Annotated in this window: 23 protein-coding genes and 1 pseudogene; 2 read left to right on the top strand and 22 right to left on the bottom strand. The window is 43.6% G+C overall.

The genetic code is table 11. From position 1 onward, the window contains the following. Window positions 1-69 precede the first annotated feature (69 nt). The 3 genes from sdaAB to ACYQY7_RS10570 form a co-directional block, all read right to left on the bottom strand. The gene (gene sdaAB / locus ACYQY7_RS10580) at window positions 70-732 is read right to left on the bottom strand and encodes an L-serine ammonia-lyase, iron-sulfur-dependent subunit beta (RefSeq protein WP_461201989.1); all 663 of its coding nucleotides are present in this window, start codon (window positions 730-732) and stop codon (window positions 70-72) included. 86 nt (window positions 733-818) lie between these two features. Beyond that, a complete protein-coding gene (locus ACYQY7_RS10575; RefSeq protein ID WP_461201988.1) occupies window positions 819-2,477 on the bottom strand; it encodes a DAK2 domain-containing protein in 1,659 nt (552 codons plus the stop codon). A 17-nt stretch (window positions 2,478-2,494) separates the two neighbouring features. Then, complete coding sequence (locus ACYQY7_RS10570) at window positions 2,495-2,857, bottom strand: Asp23/Gls24 family envelope stress response protein (RefSeq protein WP_006323120.1); 363 nt, start codon at window positions 2,855-2,857, stop codon at window positions 2,495-2,497. A gap of 220 nt (window positions 2,858-3,077) precedes the next feature. On the opposite strand from ACYQY7_RS10570, the gene rpmB reads away from it, so the two are divergent. Continuing rightward, window positions 3,078-3,263, top strand: coding sequence for a 50S ribosomal protein L28 (rpmB, locus tag ACYQY7_RS10565; RefSeq protein WP_003394988.1), 186 nt, complete (start codon window positions 3,078-3,080; stop codon window positions 3,261-3,263). A 30-nt stretch (window positions 3,264-3,293) separates the two neighbouring features. Here the strand turns inward: rpmB and spoVM are convergent, their stop codons facing one another. The 16 genes from spoVM to ACYQY7_RS10485 all read right to left on the bottom strand — a co-directional run bounded on the left by spoVM (window position 3,294) and on the right by ACYQY7_RS10485 (window position 20,408). Beyond that, window positions 3,294-3,374, bottom strand: a complete 81-nt coding sequence (spoVM, locus tag ACYQY7_RS10560) for a stage V sporulation protein SpoVM (protein ID WP_003394991.1) — start codon at window positions 3,372-3,374, stop codon at window positions 3,294-3,296. A gap of 73 nt (window positions 3,375-3,447) precedes the next feature. Then, window positions 3,448-4,089 (bottom strand): thiamine diphosphokinase, encoded by a 642-nt coding sequence (locus ACYQY7_RS10555; protein ID WP_461201987.1) that lies wholly within the window; start codon window positions 4,087-4,089, stop codon window positions 3,448-3,450. 28 nt (window positions 4,090-4,117) lie between these two features. After that, window positions 4,118-4,774 (bottom strand): ribulose-phosphate 3-epimerase, encoded by a 657-nt coding sequence (rpe, locus tag ACYQY7_RS10550; protein ID WP_461201986.1) that lies wholly within the window; start codon window positions 4,772-4,774, stop codon window positions 4,118-4,120. Window positions 4,775-4,776: 2 nt separating this feature from the next. Next, window positions 4,777-5,658, bottom strand: coding sequence for a ribosome small subunit-dependent GTPase A (rsgA, locus tag ACYQY7_RS10545; protein WP_461201985.1), 882 nt, complete (start codon window positions 5,656-5,658; stop codon window positions 4,777-4,779). Between the two features lie 12 nt (window positions 5,659-5,670). Further along, on the bottom strand, window positions 5,671-7,599 hold the full coding sequence (gene pknB, locus ACYQY7_RS10540) for a Stk1 family PASTA domain-containing Ser/Thr kinase (RefSeq protein WP_461201984.1): 1,929 nt from the start codon (window positions 7,597-7,599) through the stop codon (window positions 5,671-5,673). Between the two features lie 6 nt (window positions 7,600-7,605). Next, a complete protein-coding gene (locus tag ACYQY7_RS10535) occupies window positions 7,606-8,355 on the bottom strand; it encodes a Stp1/IreP family PP2C-type Ser/Thr phosphatase (protein WP_461201983.1) in 750 nt (249 codons plus the stop codon). A gap of 41 nt (window positions 8,356-8,396) precedes the next feature. Further along, on the bottom strand, window positions 8,397-9,446 hold the full coding sequence (gene rlmN / locus ACYQY7_RS10530) for a dual-specificity RNA methyltransferase RlmN (RefSeq protein ID WP_021094254.1): 1,050 nt from the start codon (window positions 9,444-9,446) through the stop codon (window positions 8,397-8,399). Further along, window positions 9,443-10,789 carry a 16S rRNA (cytosine(967)-C(5))-methyltransferase RsmB gene (rsmB, locus tag ACYQY7_RS10525; RefSeq protein WP_461201982.1) on the bottom strand — a complete coding sequence of 449 codons (1,347 nt, stop codon included), beginning with the start codon at window positions 10,787-10,789 and terminating at the stop codon, window positions 9,443-9,445. The genes rlmN and rsmB overlap by 4 nt, the downstream gene beginning before the upstream one ends. Continuing rightward, a complete protein-coding gene (fmt, locus tag ACYQY7_RS10520; protein WP_461201981.1) occupies window positions 10,782-11,726 on the bottom strand; it encodes a methionyl-tRNA formyltransferase in 945 nt (314 codons plus the stop codon). Before fmt ends, rsmB begins: the two co-directional genes overlap by 8 nt. Further along, complete coding sequence (def, locus tag ACYQY7_RS10515) at window positions 11,723-12,196, bottom strand: peptide deformylase (protein WP_461201980.1); 474 nt, start codon at window positions 12,194-12,196, stop codon at window positions 11,723-11,725. The genes fmt and def overlap by 4 nt, the downstream gene beginning before the upstream one ends. A 17-nt stretch (window positions 12,197-12,213) precedes the next feature. After that, on the bottom strand, window positions 12,214-14,628 hold the full coding sequence (gene priA, locus ACYQY7_RS10510) for a primosomal protein N' (protein ID WP_461201979.1): 2,415 nt from the start codon (window positions 14,626-14,628) through the stop codon (window positions 12,214-12,216). Next, window positions 14,625-15,827, bottom strand: coding sequence for a bifunctional phosphopantothenoylcysteine decarboxylase/phosphopantothenate--cysteine ligase CoaBC (coaBC, locus tag ACYQY7_RS10505; protein ID WP_461201978.1), 1,203 nt, complete (start codon window positions 15,825-15,827; stop codon window positions 14,625-14,627). Before coaBC ends, priA begins: the two co-directional genes overlap by 4 nt. Before the next feature lie 68 nt (window positions 15,828-15,895). Next, window positions 15,896-16,105 (bottom strand): DNA-directed RNA polymerase subunit omega, encoded by a 210-nt coding sequence (gene rpoZ, locus ACYQY7_RS10500; protein WP_461201977.1) that lies wholly within the window; start codon window positions 16,103-16,105, stop codon window positions 15,896-15,898. Between the two features lies 1 nt (window position 16,106). After that, on the bottom strand, window positions 16,107-16,727 hold the full coding sequence (gene gmk, locus ACYQY7_RS10495; RefSeq protein WP_461201976.1) for a guanylate kinase: 621 nt from the start codon (window positions 16,725-16,727) through the stop codon (window positions 16,107-16,109). A 24-nt stretch (window positions 16,728-16,751) separates the two neighbouring features. After that, window positions 16,752-17,630 (bottom strand): YicC/YloC family endoribonuclease, encoded by an 879-nt coding sequence (locus tag ACYQY7_RS10490; protein WP_461201975.1) that lies wholly within the window; start codon window positions 17,628-17,630, stop codon window positions 16,752-16,754. 108 nt (window positions 17,631-17,738) lie between these two features. After that, window positions 17,739-20,408 carry a calcium-transporting P-type ATPase, PMR1-type gene (locus ACYQY7_RS10485; RefSeq protein WP_461201974.1) on the bottom strand — a complete coding sequence of 890 codons (2,670 nt, stop codon included), beginning with the start codon at window positions 20,406-20,408 and terminating at the stop codon, window positions 17,739-17,741. A 101-nt stretch (window positions 20,409-20,509) separates the two neighbouring features. On the opposite strand from ACYQY7_RS10485, the gene ACYQY7_RS10480 reads away from it, so the two are divergent. Then, window positions 20,510-22,222, top strand: a complete 1,713-nt coding sequence (locus ACYQY7_RS10480) for an Rqc2 family fibronectin-binding protein (RefSeq protein ID WP_461201973.1) — start codon at window positions 20,510-20,512, stop codon at window positions 22,220-22,222. A 92-nt stretch (window positions 22,223-22,314) separates the two neighbouring features. On the opposite strand, the gene ACYQY7_RS10475 is transcribed toward ACYQY7_RS10480, so the two are convergent. From ACYQY7_RS10475 to ACYQY7_RS10465, 3 genes and pseudogenes are all read right to left on the bottom strand, one after another. Further along, window positions 22,315-22,458, bottom strand: coding sequence for a hypothetical protein (locus tag ACYQY7_RS10475; protein ID WP_461201972.1), 144 nt, complete (start codon window positions 22,456-22,458; stop codon window positions 22,315-22,317). A 111-nt stretch (window positions 22,459-22,569) separates the two neighbouring features. Further along, window positions 22,570-23,139, bottom strand: coding sequence for a hypothetical protein (locus tag ACYQY7_RS10470; protein WP_461201971.1), 570 nt, complete (start codon window positions 23,137-23,139; stop codon window positions 22,570-22,572). A 287-nt stretch (window positions 23,140-23,426) separates the two neighbouring features. Beyond that, window positions 23,427-24,608: pseudogene (locus tag ACYQY7_RS10465) on the bottom strand (IS701 family transposase). Window positions 24,609-24,847: the final 239 nt, after the last annotated feature.

Here is a 24,847-nt window from a genome sequence, read left to right as displayed (position 1 = left end):
ATTTGTATATAGAGTTTTACAATTTTTTATAAAAACATTTTAACAGCACTTCACCCCTTTGCACCGCGCTTACTCGACAATTTTTGTTACGTCAATAATATGTGGTAGCGCTTTTAATTGTTCGACAATCGCATCGTCAATATTTTGATCGACTTCAATCGTCATTAACGCTTGTTTTCCTTTTTCTTTCCGCGAGACTTCCATATGACCGATGTTGATAGCATATTTCGCCAACACGTTAGCGACCCCTGCGATCGCTCCATAACGATCGTTATGCATAATTAAAAGGGCGGGGTGATGACCAGAAAGCTTTAGTTCGAAACCGTTTAGCTCAATAATTTCAATTTTTCCACCACCAATTGAAATGCCGACAAGCTCTAATTCACCCTGTTCGTCGCCGAGACGAATTTTTGCTGTATTTGGGTGAGGCGGAATCGCTTCTTCTTCATGAAACGTGATACGAATGCCTTCTTGTTTGGCAATGTGCAACGATGTTTTCATTCGTTCATCAAACGTATCAAAATTTAATAAACCGCCAACGATGGCAACATCTGTCCCGTGTCCTTTATACGTTTCAGCGAATGAACCGTAAAAGAAAATATCGGCCCAAGCAGGTTTTCTCCCAAATAAATGGCGCGCTACTTTGCCAATGCGTACCGCCCCTGCTGTATGTGAGCTTGACGGACCAATCATAATCGGACCGATAATGTCGAATACACTACGATATTTCACGTTTTGTTCTCCCCTTTGTCATCTTCATGAAAAAGAAGGGGAACACTCCCCTTCTTTCATCGTATGTGAATGATAGCGATCTCGCTTTATTCAATCGCAAAAATAAATGGATATAGCGGTTGCCCACCATGATGCGTTTCTACTTCGACATGCGGGAATTGTTGTTCAACAAATTGAACGACGTGTGCGAGTTGTTCCTCTGTCGCATCTTCACCAGAAAGAATCGTGACAATTTCATCTTCTTCGCTAATGATATGTGAAAGTAACGTTTCAACGACATGCGTAAGCTCTTTGTCCGATACGACAATTTTCCCATCGGCAATTCCCATGTAATCATCTTTTTCGATTTCGACACCATCAATATTTGTATCGCGTACGGCAAACGTCACTTGTCCTGTTTTTACGCGAGCAAGTGCCTCCGTCATCGCCTTCTCATTGTCTTCTTTTGTCACAGAAGGATTAAAGGAAAGCAAAGCAGTCATTCCTTGTGGCACTGTTTTTGATGGAATGACAACCACATCACATGAAGCGACAGAAGCGGCTTGTTGAGCTGCTAAAATAATATTTTTATTGTTTGGCAAAACAAATACCGTTTGGGCATTTACTTCCTCAATTGCCTTTACGATGTCTTCTGTGCTTGGATTCATCGTTTGTCCACCTTCGATGACCGCATGCGCACCGATGCTTGTAAATAATTCGGCAATGCCATCTCCCATCGCTACCGCAACGATGCCGTACGGGAGACGTTCTTGCTTTTTCGGTTGCGGCATGTTTTCATGGACAATATTCGCATGCTGTTCGCGCATGTTTTCGATTTTAATGTTAATTAAACTTCCATAACGTTGCGCATACGTGAGCACTTCTCCCGGCTGTTCTGCATGAATGTGCACTTTTACTAATTCATCATCTGCAATGACAAGAAGCGAATCACCGAAACGGCTTAAATCTTGGCGAAACGTTTCTTCTTGAAACGGGTGTTTCGCTACTTTATCTTGCTCAAATTTCACCATAAATTCTGTACAATATCCAAATTCAATATCATCTGCACTTAGATGGCTTTGAACGTTGGGATGATGTTCTGTGCGGACGAGCTGTTCCATTGACAATGCTTCTGTTTCTGCAATTGTTTCACCTTTTAAGGCAGCTAAAAATCCTTCATATACAAATACGAGGCCTTGTCCACCGCTATCAACGACACCTACTTCTTTTAAAACAGGAAGTAAATCAGGCGTCCGCTTCAGCGATGCTTTTGCTTCTTTTAACACTTCCGTCATCACAACGACGATGTCTGTTTCTTTTTTCGCAACAGTAACAGCGCGCTTTGCTGCATCTTTTGCAACGGTTAAAATCGTGCCTTCAACTGGCTTCATCACGGCTTTATATGCCGTTTGTACACCCGCTTCAAGCGCTGCCGCAAACTCTTTGCTGTTAATTTCGCTTTTTTGTTCAATCGCTTTCGCAAATCCACGGAATAATTGTGATAAAATGACGCCTGAATTTCCACGCGCGCCCATTAATAATCCTTTCGCTAGCGCACTTGCCACTTTTCCGATATGGTCAGATACGTGATTTTTTACTTCTTTCGCACCAGACGTCATCGACAAATTCATGTTCGTTCCTGTATCCCCATCTGGAACGGGAAACACGTTTAATGCATCTACTGTTTTTGCATTGTTCGCTAAATGTGTCGCGCCTTGCAACACCATTTGTGCGAAGCGCTTTCCATCTAATGTTGTCACTCCCACAGACTTGTTCCTCCTCACTACGGATTCGTCACACGAACCCCTTGAACATAGATGTTGATTGACTGAACAGATAAACCTAATGTTTGATCTAACGTATACTTCACTTTCGTTTGTACGTTGTGAGCAACTTCAGAAATTTTCGTACCGTAGCTAACGATGACGTATAAATCGATGTGCACTTCATCGTTTTCTTGGCGAACAACAATACCTTTCGCGAAATTTTCGCGACGTAAAATTTCAGCAATTCCATCTTTTAACTGATTTTTTGATGCCATGCCGACAATGCCGTAGCAATCGACTGCTGCTCCTCCAGCAATTGCTGCAATGACATCGTTGCTAATTTCAACACGACCATATTTCGTTTGTAATTCAATGGACATCGCTCAAGTCCCCTTTCTTGTTAGGTAGCTAACGCCATTGTACTATACTCGGCTTATTTTTAAAAGTTCCTACCCATAGTATATTTACCCGAAATAGAAAACAGATGTCAAGGTTATTTTCTTGAAAGAGTATGTCGGAAGTATTGCAATCCGTTTTTATGTATGATAAATTATAGTAGTGTTTTGAGCACGTAGTTTGGCAAGTGAGGAGGGAAACAAAATGGCAAAATGCTTTGTGACTGGTAAGAAAAAATCATTCGGAAACGCTCGTTCTCACGCAATGAATGCGAGCCGCCGCACATGGAAAGCAAACCTTCAAAAAGTTCGCATTTTAGTTGACGGAAAGCCAAAGCGCGTTTGGGTTTCTGCTCGCGCATTAAAATCCGGAAAAGTAGAACGCGTGTAATAGAAAAAAGCACCAAATAATTGGTGCTTTTTATCCTTTTTTGAATGAATTTAACATCGCTCGCACAATTCCACCTAAAAATTTCGGCAACTTAATCGTATAAAACTTCACTATGATTCCCTCCCCTACTGTGCACACTCTTCTACTAATATATTCATCTCCGCACAAATCGTACCTCGAAGCGTTATTTTTCATCCTTGCTTCTTATCATCATTAATATGCCTTCAGTGAACGAAAAAGTACCAAAATGATGGATGAGTTCATTGCTTACGCATAATGTTGATCCGAGCGGTATATCGTGCGCATCGAGCGAATATTTAAACCCGCGAAGCGTTAAAGCACGAATCGAAGTCATTGGGATAAATGAAATATACGAATAGTCGCCTTCATTTTCAACGACATGTTCGCCGCTTCGATAAAGCGTAACGACATTTTGACGATCAATTAATTCAATTTGTCCGTCTTTTCCTTTAAACAAAAGCTGGACGTTGCCGAATAAATGGTCCAGTCGTCCCCCCGTTCCTCCAAACACACGAATTTTTGTCGCTTGTTGTTCAAGCGCCCAATCAAGTGCAATGTCTGTATCCGTTTGATCTTTTTCCGCTGGCCATATGTCGATGTGAGGTAATTTTTTTTTCAATTGTTGTAACTGTTGTTCATCAATAGAATCAAAATCGCCAAACGCCCGTTTTGGCATAATTCCCGCATCGAGCAACGATAAAACGCCACGATCTACCCCTACCCAACATACGTCTTCTCCGTCATATGCTTGCAAATGAGGTAAAAAGCTTGTTGGTCCTCCTGCTACAAGATGAATAATCAACATGTTCACCTCCCTAAGAAAGAAGGATGTGTCAAGATGACACACCCTCACGAATGGCGCGAATCGCTTTGGCACGATCTTTTTGATTATAAATGGCTGATCCTGCAACGAGAACGTTCGCTCCGGCTTCGACACAAAGTTTTGCGGTTTCAGCTTGAATACCACCGTCTACTTCAATTTCAACAGAAATTCCACGCTTGCGAATGAGTGTTGACAACGCATGAATTTTTGGAAGCACGGCTGGAATAAACGATTGTCCACCAAAACCCGGATTGACCGTCATAAATAAAACGAGGTCAAGGTCTTCAATCAAATGTTCGATCATTGAAATCGGTGTATGTGGATTTAACGCTACTCCTGCTTTTACACCATGTTCTTTAATGAGATGAATGGTGCGATGTAAATGCGGGCACGCTTCAACGTGCACCGTTAAATAGTCTGCTCCTGCTTTCGCAAACGTCGGGATATAACGATCGGGTTGTTCGATCATTAAATGAACGTCGAGCGGCAATGTTGTTACAGGTCGAATCGCTTCCACGATGAGCGGGCCGATCGTCATGTTCGGGACGAAATGCCCGTCCATGACATCGACGTGAATATAATCCGCTCCCCCACGCTCGACATCGATAATTTCTTCACCTAGTTTAGCAAAATTGGCAGATAAAATGGATGGTGCAATTTTAATCATGTTTAATACCTCGGCTTTCGTTCTTTTATTTCCTCGATAAAGCTCACGTAATGTTCGTAACGATAAGAAGGAATGTCTCCCGATGCTAGCGCCCCTTTCACCGCACATTTCGGCTCAGCTGTATGCGTACAACCGCGGAACTTACAATCGGCGCTTCTAGCTACAAACTCTGGAAAGCAAAGCGGCAATTGTTCGAGTTCGATCTCATCGAATTGTAGCGCACTAAATCCCGGCGTATCTGCGACAAAACCGCCTCCGATTTCAATTAACTCAACATGTCTTGTCGTATGTTTTCCACGTCCAAGATGATGGGAAATGTCCCCTGTTTTTAACTGTAAGTCTGGGCGTAACGCATTGAGTAAAGACGACTTCCCAACACCCGACTGCCCCGCAAATACGGACACTTTTCCCGTAAAGTACGGCAATAGCGCTTCAACACCTGCAAGCGTTTTGACTGACACTTCTAACACATCATATCCAATTTGACGGTAATCACGAATATATCGTTCAATGTGCAGCTTTGTTTCATCGTCGACTAAATCCATTTTGGTTACAACAATAATGGGTCGAATATGTTTTGCTTCAATTAATACGAGAAATCGATCCAGTAGCCCGGGGCTGAAATCTGGCTCAACGGCTGAAAACACTAAAATCGCTTGATCGATATTTGCGATGGGCGGGCGAACAAGTTCATTTTTCCGCTCAAATACATCTAATATGTAGCCTTCTCGTTCATTTTCCGCCTGAAAAGAAACGTAGTCGCCGACAAGCGGCGTCACTTTCCGCTTCCGAAACACCCCGCGACCACGGCATTGATACACTTGACCGTCGCTTAACACGTAATAAAAACCGCTTAACGCTTTAATAATTTTTCCTTCTGCCATGCCTTCCCTCCTTTAAGGTGTTGTTGGATATGGCACGATGCCTTCACGCACCGTCGTGCCATTGACAACGACGCGATAACGCCCTTGTTTCCCTTGTTGAATGACAAATTCGACACGTTCTTTTACATCATTTGTTAAGCGATAACGTTTGTACGGTTGAGAAAATGAATGGTTTTCATCTTCAATATATAATTCTGCCATGACTGGTTCGTTTGCATCAACAGGCGGTTCGTACGGAATGCTAATTTCTTGGATGACTTTCTTTGTTAATATCGGTTCTTTTCCAAGAGAAATGACGACCGTCACAGTCGCTCCTTTTTCTAATTTTGCGTTCGCTTGTGGCGTTTGAGAAATAACGAGCCCTTTTTCGACTGTATCTGAATATTGCTGTTTGACGATCACGTACAGTTGTTGGTCTGCAGCATAATCGCGCACACTTTTTTCCGTGTATCCTGTTAAATCTTTTAAAACAATTTTTTCTGGTCCAAGGCTGACGGTAAAACGCACTTCTGTTTCTTCCGGTACAACTTTTTCGCCCGGAAGCGGGAATTGTTCAATGATCGTCCCTACTGGTTCATCGCTATACACTTCTTTTTTATCGATGAGCAAATACTTTTCGGAACGCAATTGTGGTTCGACATCATCAATTTGTTCGCCAATATAATTTTTAAACTCGACTTTTTTCTTTCCTATACTTCTATAAATTGTCACCGCTGTGCCTACTTTTACGACTTTCCCAGCCTGTGGATTTGTGCGAATGACGTAACCTTCTGCAATATCATCATGTTCTTCTTCAACCGTCTTTTCAATTTTCAAGCCTAACGATGTCAGTTCTGCAACAGCATCGTCATAATTTTGAGCAGTGACATCGGGCACAGTAACATCTTTCGGGAAAAATACTTTCGGAATCCATGTCACCGCACTCACTCCTATGCCAACGAGCAAAAGAAGAAAAACGCTTAAACCGATCATCCATTTTTTTTGTCGCTTTTCTTTTGGATAAGAAACACTTTCTTTTTTTTCTGGCGGTGAAGGAGCTACTTGTTGTACAATCGGGATAATTTTCGTTTCTTCATCTTCATTTTCCATAGGTAACGTAAATTTCGCTTCGTTAATCCGCTCAGGTAAAAGAGCTGTACGAATATGTTGTTGCATGTCCAATGCGCTATTGTAGCGATGCAACAAATTTTTCGCTGTTGCTTTTAACACAATGTTTTCGACGCTTTGCGGAATATTTGGATTCCATTTTCGCACAGACGGTGTTTCTGTTTGCAAATGTTTTAATACAATTGCCACAGCAGATTCGCCAGAGAACGGCAATTGACCTGTTAATAGTTCAAACATGACGATACCGAGCGAATAAATATCTGATTTTTCTGTCGCTATGCCACCTTTTGCTTGTTCAGGCGATAAATAATGAACAGAGCCTAAAACGGAATTCGTTTGGGTAATTGTCGTTGAACTTAAAGCAATCGCTATACCAAAATCTGTAATTTTTAATGTTCCGTCTTCTGCGACTAAAATATTTTGTGGCTTAATATCACGATGAATGACTCCGTTTTGATGGGCATGAGCCACTGCTCCTGTTAATTCATCCATCATGCGCAACACTTCTTGCACAGGGAGGGGGGCGTGTTGCTGAATATATTGTTTTAACGTACAGCCACGCACATATTCCATGACCATGTAATAAATACCGTCATCTTCTCCAACGTCGTAAATGGTGACAATGTTTTCATGATTTAAACTTGTCGCAGCTTGTGCTTCGCGGCGAAAACGTTTAATAAATAATTCATCGTTTGCAAAATCTAAACGTAGCACTTTCACGGCAACGTCGCGATCTAAAATGATATCTCTAGCTAAATAAACGTTCGCCATGCCACCGCCACCAATGAGTTGCAAAAGTTTATAGCGACCGTTTAATCGTTTGCCAATGAGCACGAGCGATCACCTACTTTCATCCACATCTGCAAATTGTACGATCGCTAACGTAATATTATCTTCCCCACCGTGCTCGTTTGCAACATCAATGAGCGCCTGCGCTTTTTCTTCAAGCGGGCGATCAGACGTTAATATGTCGACCATCATCTGTTCCGATACTTTATTAGAAAGGCCGTCAGAACAAAGCAATAACATATCTCCTTCTTCGACAGTCACTGTTTTCACGTCTAGCTGAATCGTCTGTTCTGTTCCGAGCGCACGCAATAGTACATGTTTACGCGGATGATACTCTGCATCTTCTTTCGATAGTTGCCCGCTTTTCACTAATTCGTTGACAAGAGAATGGTCTTCTGTCATTTGTTGAAATCCGCTTGCGTTTAGTAAATAACAACGGCTATCACCGATGTGCCCGATCGTCGCAAACTGTTTTGTGCAAATGGCAGCAACAACGGTTGTACCCATCCCTTGACAATGATCGTTCGTTTGAGAGTGTTGAAACAGCGATTCGTTTACTTTCATCACATGTTCTTTTAGCCACGTTTCTGCTTGTTGTGGGGACGTCATTTCTTCCGTCTCTTCCCAAAACTGTTTTAACTGCGTCATCGTCATTTCACTCGCCACATCACCAGCCAGATGACCACCCATCCCATCAGCAACAACAGCTAAATAATCACCTGTTTGATTGATAAAAACGCCGCCGTTATCTTCGTTATGTGACCTTATTTTACCGACATCCGTTTGAAATACCGCCTTCATATACGTATCACTTCCTTACTTCGATATGTGTGCCCACATCGTTACGCTTTCGTTTCTTCTTTCCGCTCTTTTGCACGTAGCTGACCGCATGCTGCATCAATATCGTGCCCTTGTTCACGGCGAATCGTGACGTTAATGCCGTGTTTTTTCAACGTCTTCTCAAACGCAAAAATTTGCTCGCGCGGCGTGCGCACGTAGTTGCGTTCAGGCACATAGTTGACCGGGATTAAATTGACGTGACATTTTAATCCTTTAATCAGCTCAGCAAGCTCTTCGGCATGTTCAATTTGATCGTTCACACCGCCAAATAAACCGTATTCAAATGTCACGCGCCGCCCTGTTTTTTCAATGTAATAGCGTACCGCTTCCATTAGCTCTGGCAATTTATAAGCGCGGTTAATCGGCATTAACTTCGAGCGCAATTCCGTATTTGGCGCATGAAGTGAAATCGCGAAGTTAATTTGCATATTTTCATCGGCAAATTGATAAATTTTTGGGATGATGCCGCTCGTTGATACGGTGATGTGACGCGCGCCGATATGCAGCCCTTTTGGATGATTCACGATTTTTAAAAATTTGATGAGCTCGTCATAGTTATCAAACGGTTCCCCGATTCCCATGACGACGATGCTGCTTACTCGTTCGTTCGTTTCATCGAGCGCTTTTTGTACTTTGACGACTTGGGCAACAATTTCACCTGCTTGTAAGTTGCGCTTTAAACCGCCTAACGTAGAAGCACAAAACGTACAGCCGATTCGGCAGCCGACTTGTGTCGTCACACAAATCGAATTACCGTAGTCATGGCGCATAAGCACCGTTTCAATCGAATAGCCGTCATGAAGCTCAAATAAAAACTTCATCGTTCCGTCTTTTGACGTTTGCTGTACGAGCGTTTTTAATGTCGTGATGACGAAATGTTCATCTAACTGTTCGCGCAACGCTTTTGGAATATTTGTCATCTCTTCAAATGACGTCACTCGTTTTTTATATAACCATTCAAAAATTTGTGTGGCGCGAAACGGCTTTTCCCCTTGCTGTTCCACCCAACTTTGCAAGTCTTCTAAACGTAGCGAGTAAATGGATGGTTTCATATCATTTCACCTTTCTTTTTCAATGTGGCGATAAAAAATCCGTCGCTATATACGTGATGTGGAAGCAATTGCAACATGCCGTGACGCACGTATGGCGCAACCGATGATGGCAGGCGCGAAGGAAGCGTCTCATCGAGCTCATATTGTGGATGTTCGTCTAAAAACGTCGCAATCACTTGTTCGTTTTCTTCCCGATCAACCGTACATGTGCTATATACAAGCGTTCCACCACGTTTTACAAGCGGGGCAACGGCTCGTAAAATATTTAGTTGAACGTTTGCAAGTTGTGCAATATCTGTTTCGCTTTTCGCATATTTAATTTCCGGCTTTCGCCGAATGACGCCAAGTCCTGAACAAGGGGCATCAACTAATATGCGATCAAACGTTTCAGCAGCAAATTGCATATGTGCTTGACGGCTATCAAGTTGTTTCGTTTCAATATTCGACAAGCCTAGACGTTTTGCCTGCTGCTCAATCAGCTTTACTTTATGATCGTGAATATCTAACGCAACGACACGGCCTTTGTTGTTCATTCGTTCAGCCATATGCGTCGTCTTTCCGCCCGGTGCCGCGCAACAATCTAAAACAACGTCTGTTTCGGTTGGAGAAAGAGCGTAAGCAACAAGCATCGAGCTTTCGTCTTGAATCGTAAGAAGCCCTTCTTGAAACACGCTCGTTTTCGCTGCATTCCCTTTTATGATTTTGATTCCAATCGGCACGACGGAAGAAGGAACGGCTTCAATGCCTTCTTCTTTTAGAAGAGCGATCACTTCTTCAACGGTCGCACGCATGACGTTCACTCGTGCCGTTTGTTCTGGCGGCAAGTTGTTTGCTTCACACACCCGTTTCGTTTCATCGAAGCCGAACTGTTCGATCCAGCGCCGCACGAGCCAAAGCGGGTGGCTTGTCGCAACGGCTAGACGTTCAATGTCGTCTTTTATTTCATCAAACGAGCGCAACCCTTGGCGCTGAATGGAGCGCAATACCCCGTTTACGAGCGAGGCGATGCCGCGATGACCGCGACGTTTTGCTATTTCTACCGCTTCAAATAACGCCGCGCGATCAGGAATTCGATCTAAAAATACCATTTGATAAAGCGACATTCGGAGCAACAGGCGCACCCACGGCTCAATTTTTCCTTTCACAAACGGCTGTAAATAGTAATCAAGCGTATCGCGTCGTTGGATCGTGCCGTACACTATCTCTGTTAAAAGCGCCACGTCTTGAGCGGATAATTCGTTCGTTTCGATCACATGATGTAATGATAAATTGCTATATGCTCGTTTTTTTTCAATGTCGATTAGCACATCTAATGCTAAGTTTCGCACGTTTTTTTTACTCATTCGCCCCTCCTAATACTGTCCCAGTTGAAATTGTCGTGCCGCGCAAAAAGTCGGTAGCGCTCATTTTCCGTTTTCCTGCTGGTTGTAATTCCGTAATTTTAATCGCTATTTCGTTGCCGGTTGCAACGATGATGCCATCTTGCTCAACGGCGACAATCGTGCCCGGTTGTGCCTGTGAAGAAGCTTGCACTTTTTCCCCCCACCAAATTTTCCAACGTTCATCGCCGTATGTCGTATAGGCAACAGGCCAAGGATTCATGCCGCGAATATGGTTGTAAATGTCTTCACCTGTTTTCGTCCAATCGATCCGCTCTTGTTCGGGCTTAATGTTGTATGCAAACGTCGCTTGTTCATCATCTTGCTTGATCGGCGTGATGTCGCCTTGAAGCAGTTTCGGAAGCGTCTCAGAAAGTAGTTTCGCACCCGCTTGGCTTAGTTTGTCATGCAATGTCCCGACCGTATCGCGTTCATCAATTGGCACTTCCACTTGCGTTAATATGTCGCCTGCATCTAGTTTTTCAACCATGTACATAATCGTAATGCCTGTTTTTTCTTTTCCTTGTAAAATGGCGTAATGAATCGGAGCGCCGCCGCGCAACTCCGGTAAAAGCGATGCGTGAACATTAATGCAGCCATACTTTGGTGCTTCAAGAAGCGGTTTCGGTAAAATTTGTCCAAACGCAGCCGTCACAATCAAATCAGGTTGCAAGGCGATCACTTGTTCATACTGGTCTTTTTCCCGAATTTTCGTTGGTTGTAGTATCGGAATGCCGTATGATTGTGCAGTCACTTTGACAGGCGGCGGGGTTAATTGCTGTTTCCGTCCTTTTGGTTTATCTGGTTGCGTCACGACGCCGACGACGTTGTATCCATCTTTGATCAACTGTTCTAAAATCGGAACAGCAAAATCAGGTGTTCCCATAAACACAATGTTCATCCTTCAAACTCCCCTTCTTCATAGTACCGAATGACTTTCGATGTAAATAATATGCCATGTAAATGGTCAATCTCATGTTGTAACGCGCGCGCTAAAAAGCCAGTCGCTTCGATTTCAAACGGGCGACCGCGACGATTTTGCGCGCGTACTTTCACGTATTGGAAACGTTTCACTTCCCCAAATAATCCTGGAAAACTTAAACATCCTTCCGGTCCGAGTTGTTCGCCGCTCTGTTCAATGATGACAGGATTAATTAGCTCAATGCGTCCATGGCGGTCGCCAATATCAACAATCGCAATTTGTTGAGCGATGCCGATTTGTGGGGCGGCTAAACCGACCCCATCGGCCGCAAGCATCGTATCATACATATCGTTTAATAACTTCGTCAATTTCCGGTCAAATACGGTGACCGGCTGGCAAACGGTTTCTAAAATTGGTGCAGGATATATGACAATCGGTAAAATTGCCAAAACGTCTCCTCCCTTATTCACATCATCATATACGGATTTAAATCAATCGTAATCGTCACATCGCCGCGCGCCATGTCACGCTGATAATGTTCAACAATCGTGCGCAACGCCGTCGTTAAGTTCGCTTCCCGCTTGTATTTTATCATGCATTGGTAACGATATCTATCGTTCATGCGCGCAATCGGAGAAGCGACAGGTCCTAGCACAACCGCTTTAGGAGAAAGATGTTTTTTCACGTGTGCAGCAATTTTTTCAGCTACGCTTACCCCTTTGAGCGGATCGACATGGGATACGGTAATGAGTGCTAAATAGTAAAACGGCGGATACCCGTGTTTTTTTCGGGTAATCATTTCGCGCTCATAAAACGCTTCAAAATGATGATCGGCTGCTAGTTGGATGCTGTAATGTTCAGGCGTGTACGTTTGAATAACGACTTCGCCCGGCAAATGATGCCGTCCGGCTCTACCGCTCACTTGTGTTAGTAGCTGAAACGTTTTTTCTGCCGCCCGAAAGTCAGGCACATGAAGCATTGTGTCAGCCGCTAATACGCCGACTAATGTGACGTTCGGAAAATCAAGTCCTTTCGCAATCATTTGCGTGCCAAGTAAAATGTCCGCCTTCCCTTCCCCGAATTCATTTAACAATCGTTCGTGTGCTCCTTTGCGGCTCGTTGTATCGACATCCATGCGAATGACACGCGCATGAGGTAAAAGCTTTGTTAATTCTTCTTCCACTTTTTGTGTTCCTGTTCCAAAAAAACGAATATGTTCGCTTTGGCAAGCAGGACAATGCGAAGACATGCGTTGTTCGTATCCACAATAATGACATTTCAGCTGCTGTTGCACGCGATGGTACGTGAGCGAAATATCGCAATGAGGACATTGAATAACGTGACCGCAGTCTCGACACATGACAAAAGATGAATAGCCACGACGATTTAAAAATAAAACGGACTGCTCCCCTTTTTGTAACCGCTCCGTTAATTTGTCAAATAAGAGCCGAGAAAACATCGAACGGTTTCCTGCCCGTAATTCTTCACGCATATCGACAATCTCAACAGGCGGAAGCGCATGATCGTTCATTCGTCTCGTTAACGTAACTTGTTTATATACCCCTTTTTTCGCGCGAGCAAACGATTCAAGCGATGGGGTGGCGCTCCCGAGCACAACCGGACAACGATGGTAACGACCGCGAAAAATAGCAACATCGCGAGCGTGATAGCGCGGTGACTCCTCTTGTTTGTAGCTCGTTTCATGCTCTTCATCGATAATAATGATGCCGATGTTTTCAAACGGAGCGAAAATGGCAGAGCGCGCCCCGACGACGAGTTGCACTTCTTTTCGTTGAATTTTTCGCCATTCGTCATACTTTTCTCCAAGCGATAAGCCGCTATGAAGAACGGCTACTCTCGAGCCAAATCGTTCTTTAAACCGCTTCACCATTTGAGGCGTCAGCGAAATTTCAGGTACGAGCACAATCGCTTCTTTTCCTTTTTTTAAGACGACATCAATTGCCTGCATATACACTTCTGTTTTTCCGCTTCCGGTGACGCCGTACATTAAAAAAACATCGTGCGCGTCTTCGTCAAGCGCTTGTCCGATCGCATGTAGCGCTTTTCGTTGTTCATCTGTTAAAGCGAGCGGTTTTGTTTTTGTAAATGAGCGATTTGCATATGGGTCACGATATACTTCTCGTTCTTTCACAGTAACGAGCTGTTTTTGAATGAGCGATTGAACGGTCGCGGATGTGCTATTCGTTTCGCTCAATAGCTGTTTTAACGGTAAAGCGCGCGCCACAAGCAACCGCTCGAGCACTTGTTTTTGTTTGATTGCGCGCGTTGAGAGCGATGCGAGCATATGTGTGACATATTCATCGCTTGCGCATAATTCGACCCATTTTTCTGTTTTTATTTTTCCTTTTTCTTCAACACGATAAACGACTTCAATATGACCGTTTGCAATTTCTTTTTGCAACAGGCGTACGTACGGTGTTTTTTCGACATCGCTCCACGGAATTGCGAGACGATCGCCAAACAACGCACGTACATCTTCATGTACAAGCGAAATATATTGTTTAATGAGCCGAATGTCTTTTTCATACTTCGCTTTCATCGCAGCAGGTAACATCGCTTGAAGTGCTGATACCATAAAACAAAGCGTCGTTTCCGTTAGCCATTTTCCTAATTGAAGCAGTTCTTCATTAAATACAGGAACGACATCAAAAAGGGAATGAATAGGCTTTAATTGTTCCATCGGCATATCGGTCGTTTCTTTCACTTCAATGACAAACCCTTGTAAAAAGCGGGTGCCAAATGGCACGACAACGCGCATCCCAGCTTGTACGATACCGACAAGTTCAGGCGGGATCGCGTAATCAAACGGGCGATCCGTTTGACTCGCTGGAATATCAACGATGACAGAAGCAATCGTCATAAGCGTCCCTCAATTTCGCGATGAACTTCACGTAAAATTTCTTTTGCCACTTCCGACTTTGGTAAAAGCGGAAGTTGTTTTTCCGTGCCATCTCGTTTAAATAACGTCACAATATTTGTATCCGTTCCGAATCCCGCTCCTTCTTGTACGACGTTATTTGCGACAATCATATCGGCGTTTTTGCGCGCAAGCTTATCTTTCGCATATCGTTCGACATCGTTCGTTTCTGCCGCAAAGCCAACTAAAAATTGGTGCGTTTTTTGTTTGCCGAGTGTGTGTAAAATGTCGATCGTTCGCTCTAAAACGACAGTATAGTCCCCTTGTTGTTTTTTTATTTTATTGTCAGCGACGTATTTTGGGCGATAATCCGCCACCGCGGCTGTTTTAATGACGATATCGCTATCGTGGAAATGGTTCATCACTTTTTCATACATATCTTGCGCACTTTCCACACGAATCATCTGTACACCTACAGGGTGAGGAAGCGATGTCGGACCAGAAATGAGTACGACATCGGCTCCAAAATCGCGCGCCGCTTCGGCGATGGCATAACCCATTTTTCCTGTCGAATGATTGCTGAAAAAGCGGACAGGGTCAAGTTTTTCTCGAGTCGGACCAGCGGTTACTAACACTTTTTTTCCTTTTAGTATCTCGTTTGTTGCGAAATGTTGTTCAAGCAAAGCGACGATCGTTTCTGGCTCTTCTAATCGTCCTTTTCCAACATAGCCGCACGCAAGTAACCCTTCGACCGGTTCAATGAAACGATAACCAAACGACTGCAATGTGCGCATATTTTGTTGTACGGCTGGATGCTCGTACATATGAACGTTCATCGCAGGCGCGAGCCAAACCGATGCTTTTGTCGCAAGTAAAATGGTTGTCACCATATTATCAGCTAGTCCGTGTGCAAGTTTTGCGATCGTGTTTGCGGTCGCAGGGACAACGAGTACGACATGCGCCCAATCAGCTAAGTCAATATGTGCAATGACGTTCGGTTTTTTTTCATCAAATGTATCGACGTACACCTCGTTTTTCGATAACGCTTGAAACGTAAGCGGTGTGACAAATTGACAAGCGGCTTCCGTCATGACGACTTTGACATTCGCCCCCGCCTGTACAAGTTTGCTTGTGAGCGCTGCTGCTTTATACACCGCAATACCACCAGTAACACATAATAAAATGTTTTTTTGCTGAAGCATCAACGTTACCCCTTTCATTTGTTATTTGTAAAAAAATAACAACCTAAAACTAGGTTGTCGTAAGTAGTTTATTGCGCTGCTTCTTCTTCGCTAACGACTTCAATATGACCCGCCGCAATTTCTTCTAACGCTTTGCCGACAAATTTTTTCGACACAGGTTTTTCGATCGTTAAATCATTTTTTACTTGCAATTGGCGTGCTCGCTTCGCTGCCACTGTGACAAGCGTATATTTTGAATCTAATTTTGTCATAAGTAAGTCAATCGAAGGATATAACATATTACTCAACCTCCAACATCTTTTTATATCGTTGTGCAACGCGTTCACGACGGCAATGTTCAGCCGTCACGATCGCTTTAATGCGTTCACACGCAAGCTCAACTTGATCGTTTTCAACGACGTAATCGTATGCATCCATCATTTCTAGTTCTTCTTTTGCAGCTTTTAAGCGATCGCGAATGAGTTCTTCTGATTCTGTTCCGCGCATTTCAATTCGTTTACGCAATTCGCTTAAGCTTGGCGGAGCGAGGAAAATAAAGAGCGCCCCTGGGAACACTTTACGAACTTGCATCGCCCCTTGCACTTCAATTTCTAAAAAGACGTCTTTTCCTTCTTGTAACGTTTTTTCCACGTACTCAATTGGCGTGCCATAGTAGTTTCCGACATATTCGGCCCATTCTAACAATTCATTTTGGCGAATCATTTGTTCAAACTGTTCACGCGTTTTGAAAAAGTAGTCGACACCATCAACTTCTCCTTCACGCGGTTTGCGCGTTGTGACAGAAATCGAATATTGCAATTGAATGTCTGGCTGTGAAAATAATGCTTTTCGCACCGTCCCTTTTCCGACGCCAGACGGTCCTGATAAAACGATTAATAAACCTCGTTCCTTCACGTTCATCCCTACCCTTCTATAATAAACAAACTACTCCACATTTTGCACTTGTTCTTTAATTTTTTCAAGGGCACTTTTCATGTTAACGACTTCAGAAGCAATGTGGCGATCATTTGCTTTTGAACCGATCGTATTCATTTCACGATTGAGCTCTTGAACGAGAAAGTCAAGTTTTCGTCCAACTGCTCCCCCTTCAGAAACGATGCGACGAAACTGTTCAATATGGCTATATATGCGTTTTAATTCTTCATGAATATCGACTTTTTCCGCAAATAATGCGACTTCCGTTAATAGCCGTTGCTCATCCACGATACCTTGCACAAATTCATGCACTCGTTTATGTATGCGATCGCGATAAGAAGCGACGACTGTTGGTGAGAGTTGTTCAATGCGACGCGCGCTTGTCTCAATTACCTCAAGTTGCGCAAGCATATCTGCTAATAACGCTTTTCCTTCTTGTTCGCGCATATGTTTTAGTTGTTCGACCGCTTCTTTTGTCGCTTGTAAAAGTAAAGAAAGAAGCGCTTCATTTTCGGTCGGTTGCTCTGTCATTTCCACCGCATCTGATAGCATGTGTACAACATCTCGCAGCGATACATCGTCTTTTAAGTGAAACCGACTGCGCACATCATGAAGCATACGATAATACGCATCAACAAGCTGCCAATCAACGTGAAGCGTTCGTTCAACGAGCTGTTCCCCCTCAATAGTAATAAACACTTCAACACGTCCACGTGCAATACGTTCAGTAATGACTCTTTTTATTTTATCTTCAAACATCATCCACTGTCTAGGCATGCGGATCGAAATTTCGCAAAAACGGTGGTTGACTGATTTCATTTCCACCGTGACGCTTACGTTTTCGCCTTCTTTTTTTCCTCGGCCAAATCCTGTCATACTTACGATCATGTTCTCACATCCATTGTACATATGAAATATCGACAACAAAAGAAGGTAATAGATTCGCTCCATTACCCTCTCTCATTATAGCACATATCACTATATAGCGAAAACATTTCATGAACGCCGTCGCGTAAATAGCGACCCTGCAAGTAAAAATGTCGGGATAGACGATAGTCCGATAATAAGCAACCAATCGGCAACCGGTAGCGAAACGGTATGGAAAATCGGTTGTAGCGGCGGATAATAAATGACGACAAGCAGCAATAAAAGCGATGATAAAACGGCAAACACTAAATACATATTTTCAAACGGATTGCGGTCAAACACCGACCGTTCGCTTCGGCAATCAAAGACGTGAATGAGCTGAGCGAGCACAAGCGTCGCAAACGCGACCGTCTGCGCATACGTCAAATTTTCCGGATGGCGCGTATGCACAACGAGAAACGCGATAAGCGTCACTATGCCGATAAGAAAGCCACGGCTAACAATTTTCCATCCGAGCCCGCGTGCAAATATTCCTTCTTTCGGATGGCGTGGTGGCCGCTTCATGACATTTTCTTCTGCCCGATCTAATCCGAGCGCCATCGCAGGAAGCCCATCAGTCACAAGATTGACCCATAAAATTTGAATCGGTACAAGCGGAAGCGGAAGCGCTAAAATCATCGCAAACAACATGACTAAAATTTCTCCAACGTTTGAGGCAAGCAAGTAGCGAATAAATTTGCGAATGTTTTCGTAAATGTTTCGTCCTTCTTCAATCGCTGCTTTAATGGTTGCAAAGTTATCGTCTAACAAAACGAGCGAGGCCGCTTCTTTTGAGACGTCTGTTCCTGTGATCCCCATCGCAATGCCGATGTTGGCTGTTTTAATGGCCGGAGCATCGTTCACGCCATCGCCTGTCATTGCGACAATATGTCCCCTTTTTTGCAACGCTTGCACAATTTTTAATTTATCGTCTGGCGATACGCGCGCAAAAACATATACATCTTCCACAACGTCTTCTAATTCATCGACAGAAAGCTGTGATAACGTCTTTCCGTCCATCACTTTTCCGTTCGGCGGCAACATATGTAGTTGCTGGGCAATCGCTTTCGCTGTTAAAATATGGTCTCCTGTAATCATGACCGTTTTAATGCCCGCTTTTTTACATTCAGCAATCGCTTGTTTCACTTCTTTGCGCGGCGGATCGATCATTCCTTGTAAGCCGATAAACGTTAAATCGCTTTCCGCTTTCGTTTCATCATTGATCGCTTCGGTAAGTGAAAGTGGACGATAGGCGATCGCAATCGTGCGCAACGCTTGTGAGGCGAGCATATTGACCGTTTGTTGCACCGTTTTTCGTTCTTCGTCACGAAGCAGTTTTGCTTGACCGTCCATATATATGAAGCGGCAACGTTCAAGCAACATATCCGACGCTCCTTTTGTGACAATCCAGCGCCGATTAGAGCGGTCTTTGACGATGACGGTCATCATTTTGCGCACCGAATCAAATGGAAATTCACGTTCAATCGTAAATTCGACCGCGATTTTTTCTTTCGTCCATCCGGCTTTCGCCGCCGCGACAACGAGCGCCCCTTCAGTCGGATCGCCGGCAATCATATACGTTTTCCCTTTTTTCTTCAGTTCCGCATGATTGCATAACGCGCCGAACAATAATATTTGTTGCAACGACGTATCTATTTTTTCTTGTTTCCCGTTCAACAAAAACGTTCCTTTCGGTTCATAGCCCGTCCCGCTGACCGTCCATAACCGATTATTCACCCATACGTGTGTGACCGTCATTTGATTTTCTGTCATCGTTCCTGTTTTATCTGAACAAATGACCGAGGCACATCCGAGCGTCTCAACAGCTGGCAGTTTGCGCACGATGGCGTTTCGTTTCATCATTCGCTGAACGCCAAGCGCCAACACAACGGTAACGATGGCAGGCAACCCTTCCGGAATGGCGGCAACCGCAAGCGATACCCCAGCTAAAAACATGTCATATAACGCATGCCCTTGCCATACACCGAGCACAACAACGAGCGCCGTCAACGCTAAAGCGATGACAATTAAAATTTTGCCGAGCTGTTCAAGCTTCTGCTGCAATGGCGTCATGATCGTTGGCGCAGACTGCAATAAATGGGCAATTTGCCCCATCGCTGTATTCATTCCTGTCGCCACAACGATCCCAATCCCGCTTCCTTTCGTCACGAGCGTCCCCATAAATGCCATATTTGTCCGATCACCAAGCGAAACGTCTTGCGCAAGTGGTGTGGTTTGTTTTTCGACAGGAAGCGATTCGCCTGTCAACGACGATTCTTCGATATATAGTCCTTTCGCTTCCACGATGCGAACGTCAGCCCCGATGCGATCGCCGCTCGTAAATTTTACAATATCGCCAACGACAAGGTCGGCAGACGGTACTTTCATCCATTCGCCATCACGCAAAACGAGCGATTCTGGGGCAGATAGTTTTTTTAACGCTTCAAGCGACTTTTCTGCCCGCCGCTCTTGTATAAATCCTAAACATGCATTAATGATGATAATCGCCACGATCGCTACCGCATCAATGTATTCGCCGAGTACAGCGGAAATCGCTGTTGCTGCCAATAAGACGAGCACCATAAAATCCTGAAACTGTCCAAAAAATTGTTTGAATGCAGACGGCTTTTTTTCTTCCGACAGTTCATTTTTCCCAAATTGTTTTAACCGTTTTTTCGCTTCTTTTTCCGTTAATCCGAAACCGATCGTTGTATTTACTTGTTGTTCAACTTGTTCAACACGCAATTTGTGCCAGCTCATTTCTTTCCCCCTTCCGCTTGTCTTATCTATGACAGCTTATTCAGGCATGTACAAAAAAATGATATGGTATAATGAAAAGAAAAAAGAGAAAGGTGTTTTCCATGTCGTTTGACGGAGTATTTACATATGCGATGACAAAAGAATTACAGCGAACGCTTGTCGGCGGACGCATTTCAAAAGTTTATCAGCCGTTTCCATCTGAATTAGTGCTTCACGTTCGCTCGCACAGAAGCAATTATAAGTTGTTGTTATGTGCGCATCCGACTTACGCCCGCGTTCATTTAACAAATGAAGCGTACGATAATCCTCATGAGCCGCCGATGTTTTGTATGCTTTTGCGCAAACATATTGAAGGCGGCGTCATTGAAGCGATTACGCAAGTCGATTTCGATCGCATCATCATCATTCACGTGAAAGCAAGAAATGAGCTCGGTGATATATGCACAAAACAGCTGATCATCGAAATCATGGGTCGCCACAGCAACATCATTCTTGTCGATGAACAGACGAACACAATTATCGATAGCGTCAAACATCTTTCACCTGCTGTGAATCGCTACCGAACGGTGCTGCCGGGAGCGCCTTACATTGCGCCGCCATCGCACGACAAACTGAATCCGCTTAAAGCGGCGGAAGAAACGGTGTTAAAAAAAATCGATTTTCTCGCAGGAAAATTAGCGGATCAACTCGTCGCCACATTTATGGGCATCTCCCCGCTTTTTGCGCGCGAAGTCATCTATCGTGCAGGGCTCGCTAACCGAACGACGTTGCCGAAAAGTTTTATCACGCTTATGGAAGATGTGCGAAACGAGAAATTTGCTCCGTGTATATATACAAACGGGACAAAAGACATCTTTTACGCGTTGCCGCTTACCCATATCGAAGGGGAAGAAAAACATTTTCCAACGTTAAGCGACATGCTTGATCGTTTTTATTTCGGCAAAGCGGAACGCGACCGGGTCAAACAACAGGCGCACGATTTAGAACGATTTGTCGCGAATGAAAAAGAGAAAAACGAGAAAAAGCTCGCGAAGTTAAAACAAACGTTAGAAGAAGCAAAACAAGCGGAGCAATATCGACTATATGGGGAACTGCTCACGGCAAACCTTTATGCAGTGAAGCGAGGAATGGGCGAAATCGAAGTCGTTAACTATTATGACGAAAACGGTGCCACAATCACCATTCCGCTTAATGAACAAAAAACGCCGTCCGAAAACGCGCAAAACTATTTTCAAAAATACCAAAAAGCGAAAAATTCGCTTTCCATCGTGCAGGAACAAATTGAGCGGACGAAAGAAGAAATTATATATTTCGATACGCTATTGCAGCAGCTCGAAACCGCCTCGCCAAAAGACATTGACGACATTCGCGACGAATTAATCGAACAAGGATATTTGCGCGCCAAGGCGACAAAACAAAAAAAACAAAAGCTGCGCACAATCGAACTCGAACGCTACATATCAAGCGACGGAACAGAAATTTTTGTCGGCAAAAACAATAAACAAAACGACTATTTAACGAACAAATTCGCCAGCAAAGACGACATTTGGCTGCACACGAAAGACATCCCTGGCTCCCACGTCGTCATTCGCAGCAAACAACCGTCACAACAAACGATTATAGAAGCTGCTCACTTAGCCGCTTACTTTAGCAAAGCGCGCCACTCGAGCTCCGTCCCAGTCGACTACACGCGCGTCCGCTACGTCAAAAAACCGAGCGGCGCCAAACCGGGCTTTGTCATTTACGAAAACCAACAGACGATTTACGTCACGCCGGATAAGGAGCTGGTCGTGGGGATGAAAAAACCCGTCTAGATAAGGCGGGTTTTTCATTTACAACTTGTAGCGAAGATCTATAAAATACAAAAATTTTACAAAATAAGTATAGTGCCCTTTCATTTAAGCACTTACGATTCCTTTTTATTTTTTATCTCCTTTAACAACTCGATAATTGTATCATTTTGGCTTTTTATTGTTTTAAGATTTTTTTCTATTGTACTAGTTGAAAAAAAAATGATGATAATTAAAGCTATCCCGACAATCCAGTCCATTAAATCCCCCCTATTTTACTTTACCGAAAATAATAAATAATACAATCGATCAATCGCTACTAAAATTCTAATTGCATAATGATGCCCAACTAGTTAAAAAGTCAAAAGGGCTCAATAATAGTTCAAACGAGCATAGGCATTATCGTTTTCCACATAAAGTGTCAATGTTCTAGATAATGTGTACAAACCCGACTTATGAGTGAATTGATTTGTATAATCAGCTTTAGCTGCTACTGAACTCGTTTCAACTTTCTGCACAATTTCAAATTTTTTCTCCACAACAGTGTACAACACCGCGTCTACTCCTTGGTTATAAATTGGGGAAATCATATCATATCCATCCTGAATTAAGGAGATTTTAGCATTAAAATATATGTCCCAAATCCCATCGTAGTACCTTACTTTAATAGTACAATTTTTATAACCTGAACCAGATTGACAAGAATTATAAGATACTGTACCAGTTGCATAGTCAAAAGTAGTCACAACAGGACTTGAATTCGACAAACTAATCTCTATTCTTGAACCATCACTAAACTCAATATATTTCTTTCCTTCAGATAAACTAACAACTAGGTATTCTCTTTTTTTATCAAGTTCGTCTGGCTTTTGACTATCTAAAAGTTCACCATTCCTCACTTTTTCTACAAGCTTACTCGCGGTTTCTTCATCAATTCCCATCTGTAAAAAATTCTCTCTGACTTGTTCAAGTTGCTCATCCGAAACTATTGTTTGTGCACTTGTATGTTACGAACTTATAACCAACCCAAAAAACATACAAAAAATAAAAAGAATATACTTTCTCATTTTTCCACCTCCTACCTTGAATATTATCAAGTATTTTATTTTTTATCAATTAATAAACACTTAAGTTATGAAAAAACTTTTATAACAATATATTACTATCTGTAGTTGAGCAATTTTTGTTACAATAATTACCATTTAAAAAGAGGCAAACGGGGTACCCCTTATGCCACATGGAGCTGTTTTTTCACGGCATCAATGGGAATATTTTGTTTCGCCGCGCCGTAGATAAATTCTACAAGACGATGTGCTTTGTTCGTTCGGAGAAGGTCAAGCCCGGTAGAGAAATCACCGTTGGACTCGAACATACTGTACACATAAGTCAGTTGTACCAAAATCTAATACCGTTTCACCGCACGAACGTGACGAACGCGGTACCCATCGAGCTTCAGCTGGTCTTTCGACTGACGGAAAAAACATTCGATCGACCAACGTTCCGCGTAGTAGCTTAGGATATCTTCATCGCTCAGCTTGCGATCCGTGCTCAACACGCAATGAAGGTGTTCCGATGTCATCGATTGATCGGCTTTCCAAGCGAGCAGCACCACGGCATCCTTGAGACCGTTCAGAGCGCCTTCGTAGCGATACACCCGATAACGCTCTTTTCCCACCGTGACGAGGCGGGTATCCCGTGGCTCCATAGATGTGGCAAATTCCTTTGCTTGAATGGCCGTCCCTTTTGGATAGAGAATCCGATTCGTCTTCAGCATCGCGATGACGTGGAACCCTTTTTTCAAGCAGGCTCCCACGAGGGTTTTCGATGGATACCAAGAGTCCATGAGCACATAAACGGGTTGGCGTGTATCTAAAGAAGAAAGCATCTCCATCGCAAGTTCCCCTTTGCTTTTCCCCGCCGTCTTGTCATAGAGGCGAAAGGCAAAAGGAAATGCTTGGATCATCGTATGAACCATGAGCCAAACGAGAGAATGTCCCCAGATCGATTTTTTCTCTGCGTGACAATAGTGCCAATCACACCCTTGAATAGCGTGTGTTGCCCGTGACGAGGGCTTCGTTTTTTGGCAAATCGTATCATCGATCGAAACAAAAATGGGTTGATTCTCTCGTTTCGAGCTGCGTTCGACACGATGAAGCACCCACTGCTGGAGTTTGCGAAGCAACGTCTCTTCCTCCCATGGGCTTTTCGTGAAAAAATGGCTCAGTGTCGTGCGATGGTTCGGATGAAAACTCCCATGATGTAGATCGGTCAGCGTTCCCGAAAAGCCCTTTGTAATCATCGCATCCACGATATGAACGAGATGCTTCATGACAGGTTTCGAGAAATAAAGTGCCAACCCCAACATCGTCAAAAACTTGTGGATTCCTTGGTGATGTGCTAATCTATTCATGAGACATGAACCTCCTTGTGAATGGTTTGGTGACACATCTATTCTAATCAAGGAATCGGGTTCATGTCTTCTTTGTAACTATTCATCCCGATAGTAGTATGTAAAGAAGCGCAACACAAATAGGGCATCCCCGTAATAGAAAATGCCCTAAGTGGTAGAAAGAACACGATCGAGCGTTTCGCCTGTCAACAGAAGACATAACGAATCCCACACGTTTTTTTCGTGTTTCGTCAGTGTGG

The organism is Anoxybacillus sp. TBDG-1 (assembly GCF_054815885.1).
Note: the sequence above shows the minus strand (reverse complement) of the source record. Positions and strands in the feature narration are given on the sequence as shown.